Origin of the sequence: Mycobacterium sp. IS-836 (assembly GCF_001954275.1) — a bacterium.
Lineage (GTDB): Bacteria > Actinomycetota > Actinomycetes > Mycobacteriales > Mycobacteriaceae > Mycobacterium.
The window spans coordinates 67,433-82,476 of sequence record NZ_MBEU01000003.1; the positions used below are offsets into that span (position 1 = coordinate 67,433).

The 15,044-nt window shown below is 67.1% G+C and carries 17 protein-coding genes; 8 read left to right on the forward strand and 9 right to left on the reverse strand.

Features of this window, described 5'->3' with window-relative positions; all coding sequences use genetic code 11:
* Window positions 1–58 precede the first annotated feature (58 nt).
* Window positions 59–1,690, reverse strand: coding sequence for a phosphoglucomutase (alpha-D-glucose-1,6-bisphosphate-dependent) (gene pgm, locus A5747_RS01390; RefSeq protein ID WP_076121767.1), 1,632 nt, complete (start codon window positions 1,688–1,690; stop codon window positions 59–61).
* Window positions 1,691–1,728: 38 nt separating this feature from the next.
* On the opposite strand from pgm, the gene crcB (A5747_RS01395) reads away from it, so the two are divergent.
* Genes crcB (A5747_RS01395) through A5747_RS01405 form a run of 3 tightly spaced genes read left to right on the forward strand, consistent with a single transcriptional unit; the run spans window position 1,729 to window position 3,595 of the window.
* A complete protein-coding gene (gene crcB, locus A5747_RS01395) occupies window positions 1,729–2,127 on the forward strand; it encodes a fluoride efflux transporter CrcB (RefSeq protein ID WP_076121768.1) in 399 nt (132 codons plus the stop codon).
* Window positions 2,124–2,501 (forward strand): fluoride efflux transporter CrcB, encoded by a 378-nt coding sequence (gene crcB / locus A5747_RS01400; RefSeq protein WP_076121770.1) that lies wholly within the window; start codon window positions 2,124–2,126, stop codon window positions 2,499–2,501. The genes crcB (A5747_RS01395) and crcB (A5747_RS01400) overlap by 4 nt, the downstream gene beginning before the upstream one ends.
* A complete protein-coding gene (locus A5747_RS01405; RefSeq protein ID WP_076121772.1) occupies window positions 2,498–3,595 on the forward strand; it encodes a DUF190 domain-containing protein in 1,098 nt (365 codons plus the stop codon). The genes crcB (A5747_RS01400) and A5747_RS01405 overlap by 4 nt, the downstream gene beginning before the upstream one ends.
* On the opposite strand, the gene A5747_RS01410 is transcribed toward A5747_RS01405, so the two are convergent.
* From A5747_RS01410 to A5747_RS01420, 3 genes are read right to left on the reverse strand one after another with little or no spacing between them, the layout of a single operon-like run.
* Entirely contained in the window at window positions 3,596–4,222 is a 627-nt protein-coding gene (locus tag A5747_RS01410; protein WP_076121773.1) for a GNAT family N-acetyltransferase, read from the reverse strand.
* Window position 4,223: 1 nt separating this feature from the next.
* Window positions 4,224–5,099, reverse strand: a complete 876-nt coding sequence (locus A5747_RS01415) for an LLM class F420-dependent oxidoreductase (RefSeq protein WP_076121774.1) — start codon at window positions 5,097–5,099, stop codon at window positions 4,224–4,226.
* A 12-nt stretch (window positions 5,100–5,111) separates the two neighbouring features.
* A complete protein-coding gene (locus tag A5747_RS01420; protein ID WP_076121776.1) occupies window positions 5,112–5,468 on the reverse strand; it encodes a DUF488 domain-containing protein in 357 nt (118 codons plus the stop codon).
* Window positions 5,469–5,513: 45 nt separating this feature from the next.
* On the opposite strand from A5747_RS01420, the gene A5747_RS01425 reads away from it, so the two are divergent.
* Window positions 5,514–6,788 carry a DUF222 domain-containing protein gene (locus A5747_RS01425; RefSeq protein ID WP_076121780.1) on the forward strand — a complete coding sequence of 425 codons (1,275 nt, stop codon included), beginning with the start codon at window positions 5,514–5,516 and terminating at the stop codon, window positions 6,786–6,788.
* A gap of 9 nt (window positions 6,789–6,797) precedes the next feature.
* Here A5747_RS01425 and A5747_RS01430 read toward each other — a convergent pair whose 3' ends face one another.
* Window positions 6,798–7,493: a DsbA family protein gene (locus tag A5747_RS01430; protein ID WP_076121782.1), complete on the reverse strand. Its 696-nt coding sequence runs from the start codon at window positions 7,491–7,493 to the stop codon at window positions 6,798–6,800.
* Between the two features lie 18 nt (window positions 7,494–7,511).
* Window positions 7,512–8,429, reverse strand: coding sequence for a CoA ester lyase (locus A5747_RS01435; RefSeq protein ID WP_076121784.1), 918 nt, complete (start codon window positions 8,427–8,429; stop codon window positions 7,512–7,514).
* Between the two features lie 133 nt (window positions 8,430–8,562).
* On the opposite strand from A5747_RS01435, the gene A5747_RS01440 reads away from it, so the two are divergent.
* Complete coding sequence (locus tag A5747_RS01440; protein WP_076121786.1) at window positions 8,563–9,129, forward strand: hemerythrin domain-containing protein; 567 nt, start codon at window positions 8,563–8,565, stop codon at window positions 9,127–9,129.
* A 35-nt stretch (window positions 9,130–9,164) separates the two neighbouring features.
* Complete coding sequence (locus A5747_RS01445; RefSeq protein WP_076121788.1) at window positions 9,165–10,607, forward strand: YdiU family protein; 1,443 nt, start codon at window positions 9,165–9,167, stop codon at window positions 10,605–10,607.
* A gap of 3 nt (window positions 10,608–10,610) precedes the next feature.
* Here A5747_RS01445 and A5747_RS01450 read toward each other — a convergent pair whose 3' ends face one another.
* Window positions 10,611–11,441 carry an LLM class F420-dependent oxidoreductase gene (locus tag A5747_RS01450; RefSeq protein ID WP_076060757.1) on the reverse strand — a complete coding sequence of 277 codons (831 nt, stop codon included), beginning with the start codon at window positions 11,439–11,441 and terminating at the stop codon, window positions 10,611–10,613.
* Between the two features lie 72 nt (window positions 11,442–11,513).
* On the reverse strand, window positions 11,514–11,921 hold the full coding sequence (locus A5747_RS01455) for a DUF4267 domain-containing protein (RefSeq protein WP_076121790.1): 408 nt from the start codon (window positions 11,919–11,921) through the stop codon (window positions 11,514–11,516).
* Between the two features lie 72 nt (window positions 11,922–11,993).
* On the opposite strand from A5747_RS01455, the gene A5747_RS01460 reads away from it, so the two are divergent.
* Both A5747_RS01460 and A5747_RS01465 read left to right on the forward strand, forming a co-directional pair.
* The gene (locus tag A5747_RS01460; protein ID WP_142245420.1) at window positions 11,994–12,692 is read left to right on the forward strand and encodes a TetR/AcrR family transcriptional regulator; all 699 of its coding nucleotides are present in this window, start codon (window positions 11,994–11,996) and stop codon (window positions 12,690–12,692) included.
* Window positions 12,693–12,716: 24 nt separating this feature from the next.
* Entirely contained in the window at window positions 12,717–13,364 is a 648-nt protein-coding gene (locus A5747_RS01465; RefSeq protein ID WP_233147913.1) for a DUF732 domain-containing protein, read from the forward strand.
* Window positions 13,365–13,402: 38 nt separating this feature from the next.
* Here the strand turns inward: A5747_RS01465 and A5747_RS01470 are convergent, their stop codons facing one another.
* Window positions 13,403–14,869, reverse strand: coding sequence for a phospholipase D-like domain-containing protein (locus A5747_RS01470; protein WP_198938106.1), 1,467 nt, complete (start codon window positions 14,867–14,869; stop codon window positions 13,403–13,405).
* Between the last annotated feature and the right edge of the window lie 175 nt (window positions 14,870–15,044).

Sequence of the window (15,044 nt, forward strand, 5' to 3'; positions counted from 1 at the left end):
TTGTGCCCATCGAAGCTACACCACTGGGAACATGCGTTCAAAGTCGCAGTTCAGGGCCCTATCCGATGACCTGGTTCACCACCTCGCGGGCGGTCTTCTGCACCTCGGCCAGATGCTCGGGGCCGTTGAACGATTCCGCATAGATCTTGTAGACGTCCTCTGTGCCCGACGGCCGCGCGGCAAACCACGCATTGGCCGTCGTCACCTTCAGCCCACCCAGCGGCGCGCCGTTTCCGGGCGCGGCGGTGAGCTTGGCGGTTATCGGCTCACCGGCCAGGTCGGTCGCCGTGACCTCGTCGGGCGACAGCTTGGCCAGCCGCGCCTTCTGGTCGCGGTCGGCGGGCGCGTCGACGCGCGCGTAGGACGGCGTCCCGTACTCGACGGTCAGCTCCTCGTAGCGCTGGGAGGGACTCGAGCCGGTGACTGCCAGGATCTCGGAAGCCAGCAGCGCCAGGATGATGCCGTCCTTGTCGGTGGTCCACACCGTTCCGTCGCGGCGCAGGAACGACGCCCCCGCCGACTCCTCGCCGCCGAAGCCGATCGTGCCGCCGATCAGGCCGTCGACGAACCACTTGAACCCGACCGGCACCTCGACGAGCTTGCGGCCGAGGCCGGCGACCACGCGGTCGATGATCGACGAACTGACCACGGTCTTGCCGACCGCGATGCCCTCCGGCCAGGACGGCCGATGGGTATAGAGGTAGTCGATGGCGACCGCGAGGTAGTGATTCGGATTCAGCAGCCCCGCGTCGGGCGTCACGATGCCATGGCGGTCGGAGTCGGCGTCGTTGCCGGTGGCGATCTGATAGCGGTCCCGGTTCGCGATCAGCGATGCCATCGCGTCCGGAGAGCTGCAGTCCATCCGGATCTTGCCGTCGTGGTCGAGCGTCATGAACCGCCACGTCGCGTCGACCAACGGGTTGACCACCGCCAGCTCGAGCCTGTGCCGCTCGGCTATCGCGCCCCAGTAATCCACGCTCGCCCCGCCGAGCGGGTCGGCGCCGATCCGCACCCCGGCCGCGCGAATCGCATCGACGTCGACCACATTGGGCAGGTCCTCGACATATGTGGCCATATAGTCGTAGCGCTGGGCGGTGGGCAGCGCCCGGGCCAGCGGCACCCGCTTGACGCCCGATCCAGAGCGCAGAATTTCGTTGGCGCGCTTGGCTATTGCATTGGTCGCATCGGTGTCGGCCGGTCCCCCGTTCGGTGGGTTGTACTTGAAGCCTCCGTCGGACGGCGGGTTGTGCGACGGCGTCACGACGATGCCGTCGGCCAGCGTGTCGGTGCGGTCGCGGTTATACGTCAGGATCGCGTGGCTGACCGCCGGCGTGGGCGTGTACCGGTCGGCCGCGTCGATCATGGCGACGACGTCATTGGCGGCCAGCACCTCCAGCGCCGACACCCAGGCCGGCTCCGAGAGGCCATGTGTGTCACGGCCGATGAACAACGGCCCGGTAGTCCCCTGCGCCGCGCGGTACTCGACGATGGCCTGGGTGATCGCCAAAATGTGGGCTTCGTTGAAGGCCCCGTTCAACGAGGAGCCGCGGTGACCCGACGTGCCGAACGCCACCTGCTGAGCGACGTCGTCGGGATCGGGTTCGATCGCGTAATACGACGTCACCAGATGGGGCAGATCGACGAGGTCTTCGGGTCGGGCCGGCTGGCCGGCGCGCGGGTTGGCCACCATGACGCCAATTCTGCCGATGTCCTGCCTAGGCTGCTTAGGTGCCTCGTCACGACTATCGCGAGTTGGCCGCGGTTTTCGCCGGCGGTGCGCTGGGCGCCCTGGCCCGGGCCGCACTGAGCACCCTGACGGTCGACGACCCCGCGAGCTGGCCGTGGCCGACGTTCACGGTCAACATCGTCGGGGCCTTTATGGTGGGTTACTTCACTACCCGACTGCTGGAGCGGCTGCCGCTGTCGAGTTACCGGCGGCCGCTCCTCGGCACCGGATTGTGCGGCGGTTTGACCACTTTCTCGACGATGCAGGTCGAAACGCTGAAGATGATCGAACACAGCCATTGGGGCCTCGCCGTCGGCTACACCGTCGCCAGCATCGTGCTGGGCTTGCTGGCGGTGCACCTGGCCACGGTGTTGGTTCGCCGGGTTCGGGTGCGCGGATGACGGGCGGCGCGGCTGTCCTGGTGTGGGCCGGCGTCGTGCTCGTGGGCGGCGTCGGCTCGGTGCTGCGTTTCGTAGTCGATCGCGCGGTGGCCCGGCGCGTTGCGCAGCCGTTTCCGTTCGGCACGCTCGCGGTCAACGTCAGCGGTGCGGCGTTACTCGGGCTGCTCGGCGGGCTGGCGCTGAGCAAGGATGCGGCCCTGCTGGTCGACACGGCGTTCGTCGGCGCCTACACGACCTTCTCCACGTGGATGCTGGAAACGCAGCGGCTCGGCGAGGAGCGCCAGACCTGGGCGGCGATCGCCAACATCGTCGTCAGCGTCGTGCTGGGCATGGCCGCGGCGCTGCTCGGACAATGGATTGCGGACCGGATGTGAACCAGCCCTGCCTGAAGTTGACCGCGTACTTTGGCGAGCGCCAACGCGCCGTCGGCACGAGCGGGCGGTTTCTGGCCGACGAGATGCTGGACTTGTTCGGCACCAGCGACGTCGCGACCAGTGTGATGCTTCGCGGTATCGCCAGCTTCGGGCCGAGCCGCGAGCTGCGCAATGACGTATCGCTGAGTCTGTCCGAGGATCCGGCGGTGGCGATCGCCGCGGTCGACGTCGAGCCGAAGATCCGTTCCCTGGTCGACGACGTCGGGGCGATGACGGGCCGCGGGCTGGTGACCCTCGAGCGCGCGCGGCTGGTGACGCGCCAGCTGGGCTCCGATGCGCTTGCGGACTTCGACACCCACAACGGGGATGCCGCCAAACTCACCGTGTACGTCGGCCGCCAAGAACGCATCGCCGGCAGACGGGCGCACCACACGATATGCGACCTGCTCTACCGGCACGGATTTGCGGGTGCCATCGTGCTTCTCGGTGTCGACGGGACGGCGCACGGCGAGCGCTACCGCGCTCACTTCTTCGGGCGCAACGTCAACGTTCCGGTCATGATCATCGCCGTCGGGTCGACGGGGCAGGTCGCAGCCGCCGCAACCGAACTGGCCACCGCGACGCCCAACCCGATACTGACCGTCGAGCGGGTGCGCCTGTGCAAACGCGACGGTGAGCTGTTCGCCCGACCCCAGCAGCTGCCGGCGACCGACGAGCAGGGACGCACCCTGTGGCAGAAGCTGATGGTGTACACGGCCGAGGGAACTATCCAGGATGGGCTGCCGATCCATCGGGCGCTAGTGCAGCGACTGCTGCATTCGGAAACGGCCCGGGGGGCGACGGTGCTGCGCGGTATCTGGGGATTCCATGGGGACCATAAACCCCACGGGGACAAGCTATTCCATCTGGCACGGCGGGTTCCGGTGACCACGATCATCGTCGACACGCCGCAGTCGATCGCGCGCAGCTTCGATATCGTCGACGAGGTGACGAGCCGGCACGGGCTGGTGACGAGTGAGATGGTTCCGGCCGCACTGTCGCTGGACGAGACCCAGCGGCTCGGTGACATCACGCTGGCACGTCACGACTACTGATTACGCCTCTCGCGGCCGGGGGACATCCTCGGGCGTGCGGACCAACGCGTACAGGGCCATCCGCCGGTTCGACATGTCGTGTTCGCCCAAAAACACGCAACCGCCACGCTCACAAAACTTGCGCGCCAAGACATTACGGTGATCCGGGTCGAACATCACCCGGCGGCATCGCGGGTCGAGGTTGAGCATGCTCGCCAGCAGGTGCGGCAGCAAGAAGCTCACATGTCCCTGTTGTAGGTAGTCCAAATCGGCGACCGCGACGTGCAGGCCTAGATCGTAGGGATCGTACTCGTATCGGGCAGCAATGGAATCCTTTGCCGCCCGGTATAATTCGACGTATCCGCGGTCTGCGCCATCATGGCTGGCGACGAACGGGCGAGAAAACGTGCTGTCTAGTTGCGCACGCAGGTAACGATGCCAGCGCTCCGCTGGCCAGGCGTACTCCCACGACTCGGCCAGGTGCGGCATGTTCATCCACGTGGAGATCATCTCGGCGTCGGCGTCCGGGTCGGCGAGGCGCAAACCGTATGGCGCGGGCAATTCCGGTATGGGCGGCGGCGGGACGGCGCGCACCTCGTCCGGGATATCGGTCAGCTCCCGCCGCAGGATGGGTTCGGCTTCAGTCATGTCAACCGGGGAGCCTACCCATCCACCGATCGGCCAGCGCCGAAACCCAGTCGGCGGCCACCCCGGGACGGTCGGGTGGCGCCTCGACCAGTACCAACTCGTCAACGCCCAACTCCACCAGCGCATCGATATCGCGAACGCTGAGCTCACTCAACGCCACGGCCAGCCTCAGTTCGGAGCGGTCGCGCCCGGCCTCGCCGCACAGCCGCCGCAGCTTTCCGATCCGTTCACGCACCGCCTCGACGCCGGCGAGGTTGAAGCCGTACCAGCCATCCGCCCATGCCGCAACGCGCCGAAGTGCCGCATCGCTGTTGCCCCCGACCACGATCGGGATACGGCGATCGCGGGCCGGCTTGGGGTTGACGCGAATCGAATCGAAGCCGACGAACGTCCCGTCGAACGAGGCGACGTCGTCGCGCCACAACGTGCGCATGGCGGCGACGTATTCGGCCGTGCGAGCCGCGCGATGTTCGAAAGGCACTCGGAGCGCAGTGAATTCCTCCCTGGACCATCCGACTCCTACCCCGAGTGTCAGTCGCCCGCCGCTCAACCGGTCCAAGCTCGCGGCCTGTTTGGCCACCACGACCGGATTGTGTTCGGGCAGCAGCAACACACCCGTCGCGACGCCGATCCGCGATGAGGCGGCGGCGACGAAACTCAGTGCGATCATTGGGTCGAGCCAATCCGCTTGTGCCGGAACACCGATGACGCCTTCCTCGGAATATGGATAGCGTGACTCCGACCGGTCCACCATGACGACGTGTTCGCCGGCCCACAAAGTGGCGAAGCCGCACCTGTCGGCGGCCGAGGCGACGGCATCGATCACCGCACGGTCGGCGCCGGTGCCGATTCCCAGCGCGTGCAATCCCAGCCGCATCGCGCGACCGTCTCAGCGGCTTTTCAGGAGCTTGGCCAGGACGGCCGCCTGGCTGATGTCGACGTCCCGGGTGGCGGTGACGAGGGTGACGGCGCCGCGTTTGGTCAGCTTGCGCAGTTCCTCCAGCGCGGGGCTGTCGCGCAGTTCCGCCGTGTAGCGCGACGCGAATTCGTCGAACCGTTCCGGCTTGTGCTGGTACCACTCACGCAGTTCTTTCGACGGCGCGACGTCCTTGCACCAGGTTCCGACCCGGGGGTCGTCCTTGCGGACTCCCCGCGGCCAGATCCGATCGACCAGGACGCGCTGGCCGTCGTCGGCGCCCGCGGCGTCGTAGACCCGGGCCACCCGGATGCGTTTTCCGGCGCTCACCCGGTCAGGGTAGCGCTGTCGGTGGCGGCTGCTACTCTCGAACGTATGTTCGATACATTAGCGGCGCTCGATTCGGCGGCCGACGAGTCGGCGCTGATCGAGTACATCGCCGAACTCGAGAGAGCCAAATCCGCGGCGGCGGCGCCCCCGGCGCGCGCCGCGGCCGCGCTCGACACAATGCGCCGCGAGGCCGAGGCGGCCGCCGGGGTGCCCGCTGCTCAACGCGGACGCGGGTTGGCCAGCGAGATCGCGCTGGCACGACGCGACGCCCCTGCCCGGGGCGGCCGGCATCTGGGCTTTGCCAAGGCGCTGGTACACGAAATGCCGCACACGCTGGCGGCACTGGAATGCGGGACGCTCTCCGAGTGGCGGGCCACCTTGATAGTGCGGGAAAGCGCCTGCTTGGACGTCGAGGACCGTCGCACGCTGGACGCCGAGTTGTGCGCCGACCCGGACCGGCTCACCCGAATGGGCGATGCGCGGGTGGCCGCGGCCGCCAAGGCGATCGCCTACCGCCTGGATCCGCACGCCGTGGTAGATCGGGCGGCCAAGGCCGAGAACGAGCGCACCGTCACCATTCGGCCGGCACCCGACACCATGACCTATCTGACCGCGTTGTTGCCGGTGGCCCAGGGAGTTTCGGTGTACGCGGCGCTGCGCCGGGAGGCGGACACCCGCTGCGACGGGCGCTCACGCGGACAGGTGATGGCCGATACGTTGGTCGAACGGGTCACGGGCCGCGACGCAGCGGTGCCGATTCCGGTCGCGGTCAACGTGGTGCTCTCTGATGAAACGCTGCTGGGCGGTGGTAACGCGCCGGCCGATATCGGCGGATATGGCCCAGTGCCAGCCGCGGTCGCCCGCGCGATGATCTCCAGCGCCGTCGGCGACGGACGCTCTCGGGCGACGCTGCGCAGGCTCTACGCCCGACCCGGGGCGGGTGCGCTGGTGGCGATGGAGTCACGGGCGCGGCTTTTCCCGCGAGGGCTGGCCGCCTTCATCGAATTGCGGGACCAGCGTTGTCGCACTCCCTACTGCGACGCGCCGATCCGACACCACGATCATGCGCGACCGTGGGCCCAAGCCGGCTCGACCACCGCGGACAATGGCCTCGGATTGTGCGAGCGCTGCAACTACACCAAGGAAGCAGCCGGGTGGCGGGTCAGCACGAGCATCGACGAAACCCACACTCACACGGCCGAATTCACGACCCCGACGGGTAAGACCTACCGGTCAGCGGCCCCGCCGCGCGCCCCGACGATCATGTTCAGCGAGTTCGAATTCCGCATCAGCGTAGCGCTGCCGCGACACGCCGCCTAGGCGATAGCCTCACCCTTGGCCGGTGAGGTGCTCGAGGTCGATGACTTCGCCGCGGTTGATACTCACCCAATCGCGCCCATCGAGGTAGGGCCGCAGACTTCGGCCGATGAGTTCGATGTCGGCAGGCGCCTTCGGCCGCTGAAGTTCGTACACATGCGGCAACTCGGCCATGCCCGTCACCACGCTCCATAGCTTCAGCGAATCCGGCCCGGTCGGCGGGTCCACCAACACCGGCCCGAACAGGCACTGTCCGGACAAGAACAGCGTCGGAACGCCGTATCCGCCCGCGTCGACGACCCGCTGATGCTCGGCGCGAACTTCGTCGTGGGTGGTCGGGTCGGCCAGCGCCGCATCCAACATCGCCGCATCGACGCCGATCTCGCCCAGCAGGCGTCGCGCAACCGCGGGGTCGTGCGGTTTGCCACCCGCGGCGTGCAGTTCGTGTCCGATCGCCGCGTACCACCGGTCCAGCAGCGACATGTCCGTGCGACGCAGCAGCGCCCCGATCCGCATCAGCGACCAGCCGTAGGACCAATCCCGCTCCCACGGGTGCTTCTTGCCGGCTTCGCGATTGATCTCCTCGAGGCTGAAGAACCGCCAATTGATCGTGATCCCCGCTTGCTCACGGACGTCGCGGATCCATAGCGACGTCTGGTAAGCGAACGGACACATCGGGTCGAAGTGAAAGTCCACGACGGTACTCATCGAGCCCTCCGTCTTGCGTCAGTAGTGATACGTGTCCGACGGCGCCGGCATGTGGACGGGTTCGTCCTCGAAGTCCGAAGCCTCGATGCCATAGGAGCGAGCCAACTCGAGGATCTTGGTGGCCCGGGCGATGCGCGGCAGGTCGGACCCATTGCGGATCTCTCCCCCGTCACGTTCGAACTCGGCGAAAAACTCCTTGGCCCAGCCGATTTCGTCTTGCGAGGGCGACAGCCCCTCGTTCACCACCGCACACTGCTCCGGCGAGAGGCAAATCTTGCCGGTCATGCCGAACTCGACGGAGACGGCCGTGGCCTCGATGAGCTTGAGCGCGTTGGAGCCGATTGTCGGGCCGTCGATGGCGCTGGGCAGGTTGGCCGCCCGCGCGGCGATCGTGAAGCGCGAACGGGCGTAAGCCAGCGTGGTCGGGTCCTCCCCCAGCCCGGTGTCACGCCGGAAGTCGCCGATACCGAAGGCAAGCCGGAAGGTGCCCTTGGCCGCGGCGATTTCGGTGACGCGCTCGAGACCGCGCGCCGTTTCGACCAGCGCCACGATCGGAACGTCGGGCAGTCGCTTCGCGGTCTCGGTGATGTGGTCCACCGATTCGACCATCGCGAGCATCACTCCGCCGACCTGGGTGCGGGCCAGCGCGGCCAAATCGTCGGCCCACCATGGGGTACCGAAGCCGTTGATGCGAACCCAGTCGGTGTTTTCGCCGCCAAGCCAACGCACGACGTTGTCGCGGGCGGCGGCCTTGTCCTTGGGCGCCACCGCATCCTCGATGTCGAGGACGACGATGTCGGCGCGCGAGCGCGCCGCGGCCTCGAACCGGTCGGCATGCGCGCCGTTGACCAATAACCAACTGCGCGCCAGAACCGGATCGATGCGCGAACCTATGTCGGCAGGATCCGCCGCGTCGATGTTGACCTCTTCATACATTCCCTAAACCGTAGCGATATCGAAAAAGTGCGGTGGAGCTGGGGCGTTTGAGTATCCCCCCGCGGGGTACCTTCCGCCGAAGCGGTGCACAGCCCCAAGCCCGCGCTCCCTTGCACCAATGGAGGTATCGGCGATGGCCGACATGATGGTTCAATCGCCCGACGAGGTCGTGGCGTTTCTCAAAGCGCAGCACAACCTCATCGAGGACATGTTCGACGAAGTGCTGCACGCGTCGGACCCACAGGCGCGCGAAAAGCCGTTCGTGGAGTTGCGGCAGCTGCTGGCCGTGCACGAGACGGCCGAGGAAATGGTGGTGCACCCCCGGGTTCGCCGCGAGGCCCGCTCCGGCGACGCGATCGTCGACGCCCGGTTGACCGAGGAGCACGAGGCCAAGGAAGTGCTCTCGCAGATCGAGAAGCTCGACATCACCTCGCAGCGGTTCATCGACGAGCTCACCAAGCTGCGCGACGCCGTGCTTGACCACGCGAAGCGCGAGGAGGACGAGGAGTTCCCGGTGCTGAAGCGAGAAGTCGACGCCGACGATCTCAAGCGGATGGGAACAGCGGTGCGGGCGGCCGAAGCCATCGCGCCGACCCGTCCGCATCCCGGCGTGGAATCGGCGAAGCTGAATTTCGCCGTTGGCCCGTTCGCGTCGATGCTCGACCGGGCCCGCGATTTGATTCAACAAGCCGTCGGCTAGTCGCGACCGGCAGCAGTTTCCGTAGTCTCGGTGGCGTGAGCGTCACACCCGAGATGGCCGTCGCCTTGGGCGACCGGTTCTCGCGCGCGTTGCCGGAGATGGCCGTCCGCTGGCAGGCCGAGACGGCTCCCGAGACGCGGCTGCTCGTGCTCAACGAGACGCTGGCCGAGGAGCTAGGACTCGACGCCGCCTGGCTGCGCAGCCCCGACGGGCTGCGGTTTCTGGTGGGCAACCTGGTCCCCGAAGGCGCAGTTCCCGTCGCCCAGGCTTACGCCGGACATCAGTTCGGCGGCTACCAGCCGCGGTTGGGCGACGGCCGAGCGCTACTCCTGGGTGAGCTCGTCGACTGCCACGGACGCGTGCGCGACATACACCTGAAAGGTTCGGGCCCCACACCATTCGCGCGCGGTGGCGACGGCCTGGCCGCGGTGGGGCCGATGTTGCGCGAATACATCGTCAGCGAGGCGATGCACGCCCTGGGCGTGCCAACCACGCGATCCCTGGCCGTCGTGGCTACGGGACGCCCGGTGCAGCGCGAGACGCTGCTGCCCGGCGCCCTGCTCGTCCGCGTCGCCGGCAGCCACCTGCGGGTGGGCAGCTTCCAATACGCCGCATCGACCGGCGACGTCGGCCTGCTGCGACGGCTGGCCGACCATGCGATCGCCCGCCACCACCCCGGCGCGGCGCAGGCCGAGCGCCCGTACCTCGCGCTGTTCGAAGCGGTGGTCGCGGTCCAGGCATCGCTGATGGCCCAATGGATGCTGATCGGGTTCATCCACGGCGTGATGAACACCGACAACATGACGATCTCCGGTGAAACCATCGACTACGGGCCGTGCGCGTTCATGGAGGCCTACAACCCGGAAACGGTCTTCAGCTCGATCGATTTCTGGGGCCGCTACGCGTTTGGCAATCAGCCGGCGGTGGCCGGGTGGAACCTCGCCAGGTTCGCCGAAGCACTGCTTCCGCTGCTCTCCGACGACGTCGAGGAGGCGGTCGCGCTCGCGGAGCAGTCGTTCGGCGTGTTCCGTGTTCGCTATGACGCCGTCTGGCTATCGGGTATGCGCGCCAAACTCGGTCTGCCGGCCGGCGTCGCCGACGAGGTCGTCAGGTCGTTGGTCGATGAGTTGCTGACCCTGCTGCAGGAGAACGCCGTCGATTACACCTCGTTCTTCCGACGCCTGGGCCAGGCGGCCCGAGGAACCGCCGAATCCGAAGCCGGCTTCGACGACTGGACGTCGCGCTGGCGAGGGCTGAGTCCCGACGCCGAGTCGATGGATCGCGTCAACCCGATCTACATTCCGCGCAACCACCTGGTCGAGGAGGCCCTGGCCGCGGCCACGGAAGGCGATCTCGATCCGGTCGAGCGACTGCTGGGGGCGGTCAGCGCCCCCTATGAGGAACGACCCGGCCTCGAGCGCTACGCCAGCCCGGCACCCGAGGATTTCGGCCCCTACCAAACGTTCTGCGGCACTTGAGGTTTACGCCAGTTTGTCGAATTCCGCCTGCAGCTCGTCCAGACGGCGAAGCGTCTGATCGCGGGGCTCGGTGGGCAGCTCCACCAGAACATGATCGACGCCGAGGTCGCGGTAACCCTCGAGATCTTTCGCCTCCCATTCCTCGCCCATGTGGACGTGGATCACGGGCACGTCGTGATCGGCGACTGCCCGCAATTCCTCGAGCGGGGCCGACAACAGGTCCGCCGACGGGCTCAGGGAGATCCAGCCAGCCTTTAGCCCGGCGATGCGCTTGAAGTTTGCCGGCCCACCGCCGAGGTACAACGGCGGATAGGGCTTCGTCAGAGGCTTGGGCCAGCTGTAGATGGGATCGAAGTTCACGAATTCCCCATGGAATTCAGCCTTTTCGTTCGTCCAGATCTCGATCATCGCGCGCAACCGCTCTTCGGACACGCGTCCCCGCACCGAGGGATCGACACCGTGGTTGGCGATTTCCTCGCGGAACCAGCCGACACCGACGCCGAAGCGGAACCGTCCCTGCGACACCAGATCCAGCGACGCCACCTCTTTGGCCGTCAGGATCGGGTCGCGCTGCGGGAGCAAGGCGATACCGGTGCCGAGGGTCAGGTTCTCGGTGGCGACGGCCGCCGCCGTCAGCGCCACGAACGGATCCAGGGTGCGGTAGTACTTCGGGGGAATCGGACCACCGGCGGGATACGGGGTCTTCGCGTCGACCGGGATGTGCGAGTGCTCGGCGAGGAACAGCGACTCGAACCCGCGCTCCTCGAGCGCCTCGCCTAGCTCCACCGGGCCAATGCCCTCATCGGTGACAAAAGTCAGCACCCCGAAACCCATGTCCGCTCCCATCGTCGTTGGACGGTGACAGTCAACCCCATCGGGGCGCGTTTCATTCCGGGCGCCGATGCCCTACTGGTCGCCGATCGACGCGTCGGTCCGCTGAGGCTTCGGTCTGCGGCGGGTGGCACCCCACAGCCCGACGCCGATGCCGATGACCGCCCCGCCGAGGCCGATGAGCTGTTGGGGGCGCTTGAGTTCGCCGTGGACGCTTAGCCCGCCGATCAGGTCGGCCGCATCGGCGCCCCCGGAGGCGAGGAACCAGCCCCGGGTGTTCTTTCCGCGTAACGCCGCCGTCGCAAGCAGACCGCCGATCAGGGCGTCGCGATAGCCCATCGAACGCAGCAGCAGACGTGCCGTCGGCGTCGGCTCTTCGCTATCGCCCCACAACCGGTTCGCACCCAGCGGGTCGACGAGGAAATGGACACCCGAGGCGAGCCGGATGGTGCCCGCGACGAGCCCGGCGCGGTCGATCGACATTGGCGCAGCCTAGCGCGACGGCAAACGACGAAGGTGGGATCCGCGAATAGAGAGGGTTACCTTGGGGTGTTGATGACGGATCAGGGGGACCCGCTCACTCGTCGGCATGCTTACGCGAGCCGTCCAGTCACGCGGCGGCGAAACAAGCTCGCCCCCGACCCCGATGTCCGTCGCGCCATCGTGGCCGCCGCGTCGAAAACCGTCCGCGAGCAGGGCGTCCAGGGGCTGAGTGTCGCCGCGGTCCTGGATCGCGCGCAGCTCAGCACTCGCGCGTTCTATAGACATTTCGAATCTAAGGATCAGCTGGTTGCGGCGCTGTTTTTGGAGGTGACGCGCAACGAGGTGCTGCGGCTGAGAACGAAGATGGCCGCGGCCCCCACCCCGGCCGCGGCGGTGGCCGCCTGGATCGAGGGTCGACTCGACCTGGCCTTCGACGAGGACATCGACTCGGAACTACGCCAGGTCGCCCTGGAGGCCCAGGCCGCGATGTCCTCCTCACCCGAGCTGGTGTCGCCCGCGTACAACGCGATTCTGGAGCCACTCATCGAGCAGCTTCAGCGCGGTCTGGAACTCGGCGTGTTTCGTGACATCCTTCCGGCGACCGCCGCGAAGTCGATCCATGGCGTCGTGTGGGGCCACACTCACCGCCAGCGGGCAACGGGCCAGCCGGCGCGTGCCGACGTGCGCAACCGTGCGCTGCGTTTCTGCCTGCGGGGATTGGGTGTGCCGCCCGAAACGATCGCGCAAATCCTTGCGGGTGGCGGCGCATAGCGGGCGATCGCTACCATGACCGTCATGGCCGAGCCGGGCCCGGCGGCCGATAAGACCGCCGGACTCAACAATGACGAGACCGTCGCCGTGCCCAATTCCGCAGCGCCTGACGCGGCCGAGCTGGCGTGGTCAAGCAACGATGACAGCGACGAAAGCGACGGCGACGACCTCCGCGACGACGACGGACAACGCGGCCGGGCGGGTGACCGCCAATCATGGCGTGCCACTTGGCGTATCGCGGCCGCGCTCGTCGCGGCCGGTCTGGTTCTCGCCGGGGCGATCGTGTTCGGGCGCTCGCTGTTGACCGGCGATACCAAAGCCGCGCCGAAGCCGGCGGCACCGGCTACGCCGAAGGGCGGCGCGACTCCTGGGTCAACGGCGGGTTCACCGCCGTCGGCCGGCCCGTCGTCAATCGTGTCCACCCCGGATCAGGACAACAAATACATTCAGGCGCTCAATGACCGGGGCATCTCATTCGCCAATCCCGACGCCGCTATCGCGAACGGGAAGCTGGTATGCAGCGACATCGGCCGAGGGGTCTCGGTGCCGCAGATCACCGCGGCATTTCGCGCGAGTAATCCCGGACTCGCCGACTCGGCCAACACCTACGTGACAATCTCTGTTCAGACCTACTGCCCGCAGAACAACAACCTGGTGGGCGGAGGGGCCTGAACGCCTGCGCGGCAACGTATTCCGCGCTTGCCCTTGGGTCAATTCCTGAAGCCGGCGATGAACCGTTGCACGCTCCGCGTCAGTGACCGCGGGACGTGGTCGGGGTCCATGAGGTCGTTCTCCGCCAGCGGACTCGCTTCACCGGCCACCGTCTCCTCGGTGACGGGTCGCAGCGTCTTGCCGTCCCCCCGCAGCGCCTCTATGGCCTTGACGAACGACCCGCACTCGACCATCGCGCCCTCGAGCTCGCCGATGGACACGCCGAGGTGTTCTGACACCAATTCGTGCCGCACCGAAGTGATTTGGCGGCGGATGGCATCGTGTTCCGGATTGTTCGATTGCGCCTCGATGGCGATATCGCACTCGCTGTCGAAGCCCAGCGAGCGGTTGTTGAGATTCGACGAGCCGATGCGCAGTAACCGATCGTCGGTGATCAGCACCTTCGAGTGGACGTAAATCGGTTCACCGCCATCGGTCACCGGCCAATAGACACCCAATCGCTGATGCTCGTCGGCGGCCCAGAGGACTTGAATGAGCCGGTGCCGCGCGCTGTCCATCGTTCCCCGCTCGAGGGGATTGTTGCCCCTGCGGGGAATGACGATGACGATCTCCGGGCCGTCGGCTTCCCTGAGTCGAGCGGCAAGCGCATCGACGAGCCGCCGGGCCGCTAGGTATTGATTCTCCAGATAGATGGTGTCGCGTGCCGCCGCGATGGCCGCGAGGTTGAGCGCCTCCACTTCCCGCACCTCGCGGCGGTCCTCGAGTTCCGGCAGCGTCCGCGCGATCCCGACGTCGACGTTGCGCAGAGTAGGTTCCAGCCCACGCGGCCAGGTGACGTGCTTCGGGTCGACTGGCTCCAACGACTGGCCGGTCGCGGTCAGCCACCGGGCCCGTGCCTGCTCACCGAGCGCGCGCGCCGCTGCACCGTCAACTGCCGCGGCGACCTCGTGCCGCGGCCCATACCTGCGCCCCATCGTCCGACGGCCGCGACTGTCGTGTCGATGCGCACGGGTATCCCATCGGTCCAGGGTGAGGTCGACGCCGCCGCAGAAGGCGACCGCATCGTCGATGACCACGATCTTCTGGTGGTGGACCGCGCCGATCGGGTGCGCGCCGTCGATGGCGAGATGCATCCGCTTGCTGCTGATCTGGTTTAGCAGCGCCACCGGGGTGACCCCGAACCAGATGCCGTCGAAGGCTGGGAGCAGGCGCAGGTTGGACTTCAGCACGTAGGTCTCGAGAGCCGGTCGCTTCCGCAGCATCCAATAGAGGAAGGCGCCCAGCTGGTTAGGGCCGGGAAGGGTCTTGGTGCCTCGCTCGAACGTCGTCCGGGCGTCGAAATCCCATCCGGCCAGGATTATTCGGTGGTGAGCGCGCAGCATGGCCGCCTTGACGTGCCTGAAGTAATCGGCCCCGTCGATGATGTAGGCGAACTGATCGGCACGCTCAATTCGCCAGCACGTCTGGCCCGGAGCTAGCAATCGATCGTCGCCCACCGCGGACATAGCGCGTGTCTACCATATTGGCGGCCTGGTGACCGGCCCGGTGGCGCTCTCGGTGCCGTTCCCAGTGGCTTCTCGGTGCCGTTCTCAGTGGCTTCTCAGCGACACGCGAATACCCTGGCGCTCCCATATTGCTTGGCGCAGAGACCCTTAACGGTAATCCGATTGCGAGTGCGAG

What these genes read in the sequence shown, in the direction of transcription:
- pgm (WP_076121767.1), bottom strand. Translation starts at nt 1,690, where the DNA reads ATGGTGGCCAACCCGCGCGCCGGCCAGCCGGCCCGACCCGAAGACCTC.
- crcB (WP_076121770.1), top strand. Translation starts at nt 2,124, where the DNA reads ATGACGGGCGGCGCGGCTGTCCTGGTGTGGGCCGGCGTCGTGCTCGTG.
- A5747_RS01410 (WP_076121773.1), bottom strand. Translation starts at nt 4,222, where the DNA reads ATGACTGAAGCCGAACCCATCCTGCGGCGGGAGCTGACCGATATCCCG.
- A5747_RS01415 (WP_076121774.1), bottom strand. Translation starts at nt 5,099, where the DNA reads ATGCGGCTGGGATTGCACGCGCTGGGAATCGGCACCGGCGCCGACCGT.
- A5747_RS01425 (WP_076121780.1), top strand. Translation starts at nt 5,514, where the DNA reads ATGTTCGATACATTAGCGGCGCTCGATTCGGCGGCCGACGAGTCGGCG.
- A5747_RS01430 (WP_076121782.1), bottom strand. Translation starts at nt 7,493, where the DNA reads ATGAGTACCGTCGTGGACTTTCACTTCGACCCGATGTGTCCGTTCGCT.
- A5747_RS01435 (WP_076121784.1), bottom strand. Translation starts at nt 8,429, where the DNA reads ATGTATGAAGAGGTCAACATCGACGCGGCGGATCCTGCCGACATAGGT.
- A5747_RS01440 (WP_076121786.1), top strand. Translation starts at nt 8,563, where the DNA reads ATGGCCGACATGATGGTTCAATCGCCCGACGAGGTCGTGGCGTTTCTC.
- A5747_RS01450 (WP_076060757.1), bottom strand. Translation starts at nt 11,441, where the DNA reads ATGGGTTTCGGGGTGCTGACTTTTGTCACCGATGAGGGCATTGGCCCG.
- A5747_RS01455 (WP_076121790.1), bottom strand. Translation starts at nt 11,921, where the DNA reads ATGTCGATCGACCGCGCCGGGCTCGTCGCGGGCACCATCCGGCTCGCC.
- A5747_RS01460 (WP_142245420.1), top strand. Translation starts at nt 11,994, where the DNA reads ATGACGGATCAGGGGGACCCGCTCACTCGTCGGCATGCTTACGCGAGC.
- A5747_RS01465 (WP_233147913.1), top strand. Translation starts at nt 12,717, where the DNA reads ATGGCCGAGCCGGGCCCGGCGGCCGATAAGACCGCCGGACTCAACAAT.
- A5747_RS01470 (WP_198938106.1), bottom strand. Translation starts at nt 14,869, where the DNA reads ATGTCCGCGGTGGGCGACGATCGATTGCTAGCTCCGGGCCAGACGTGC.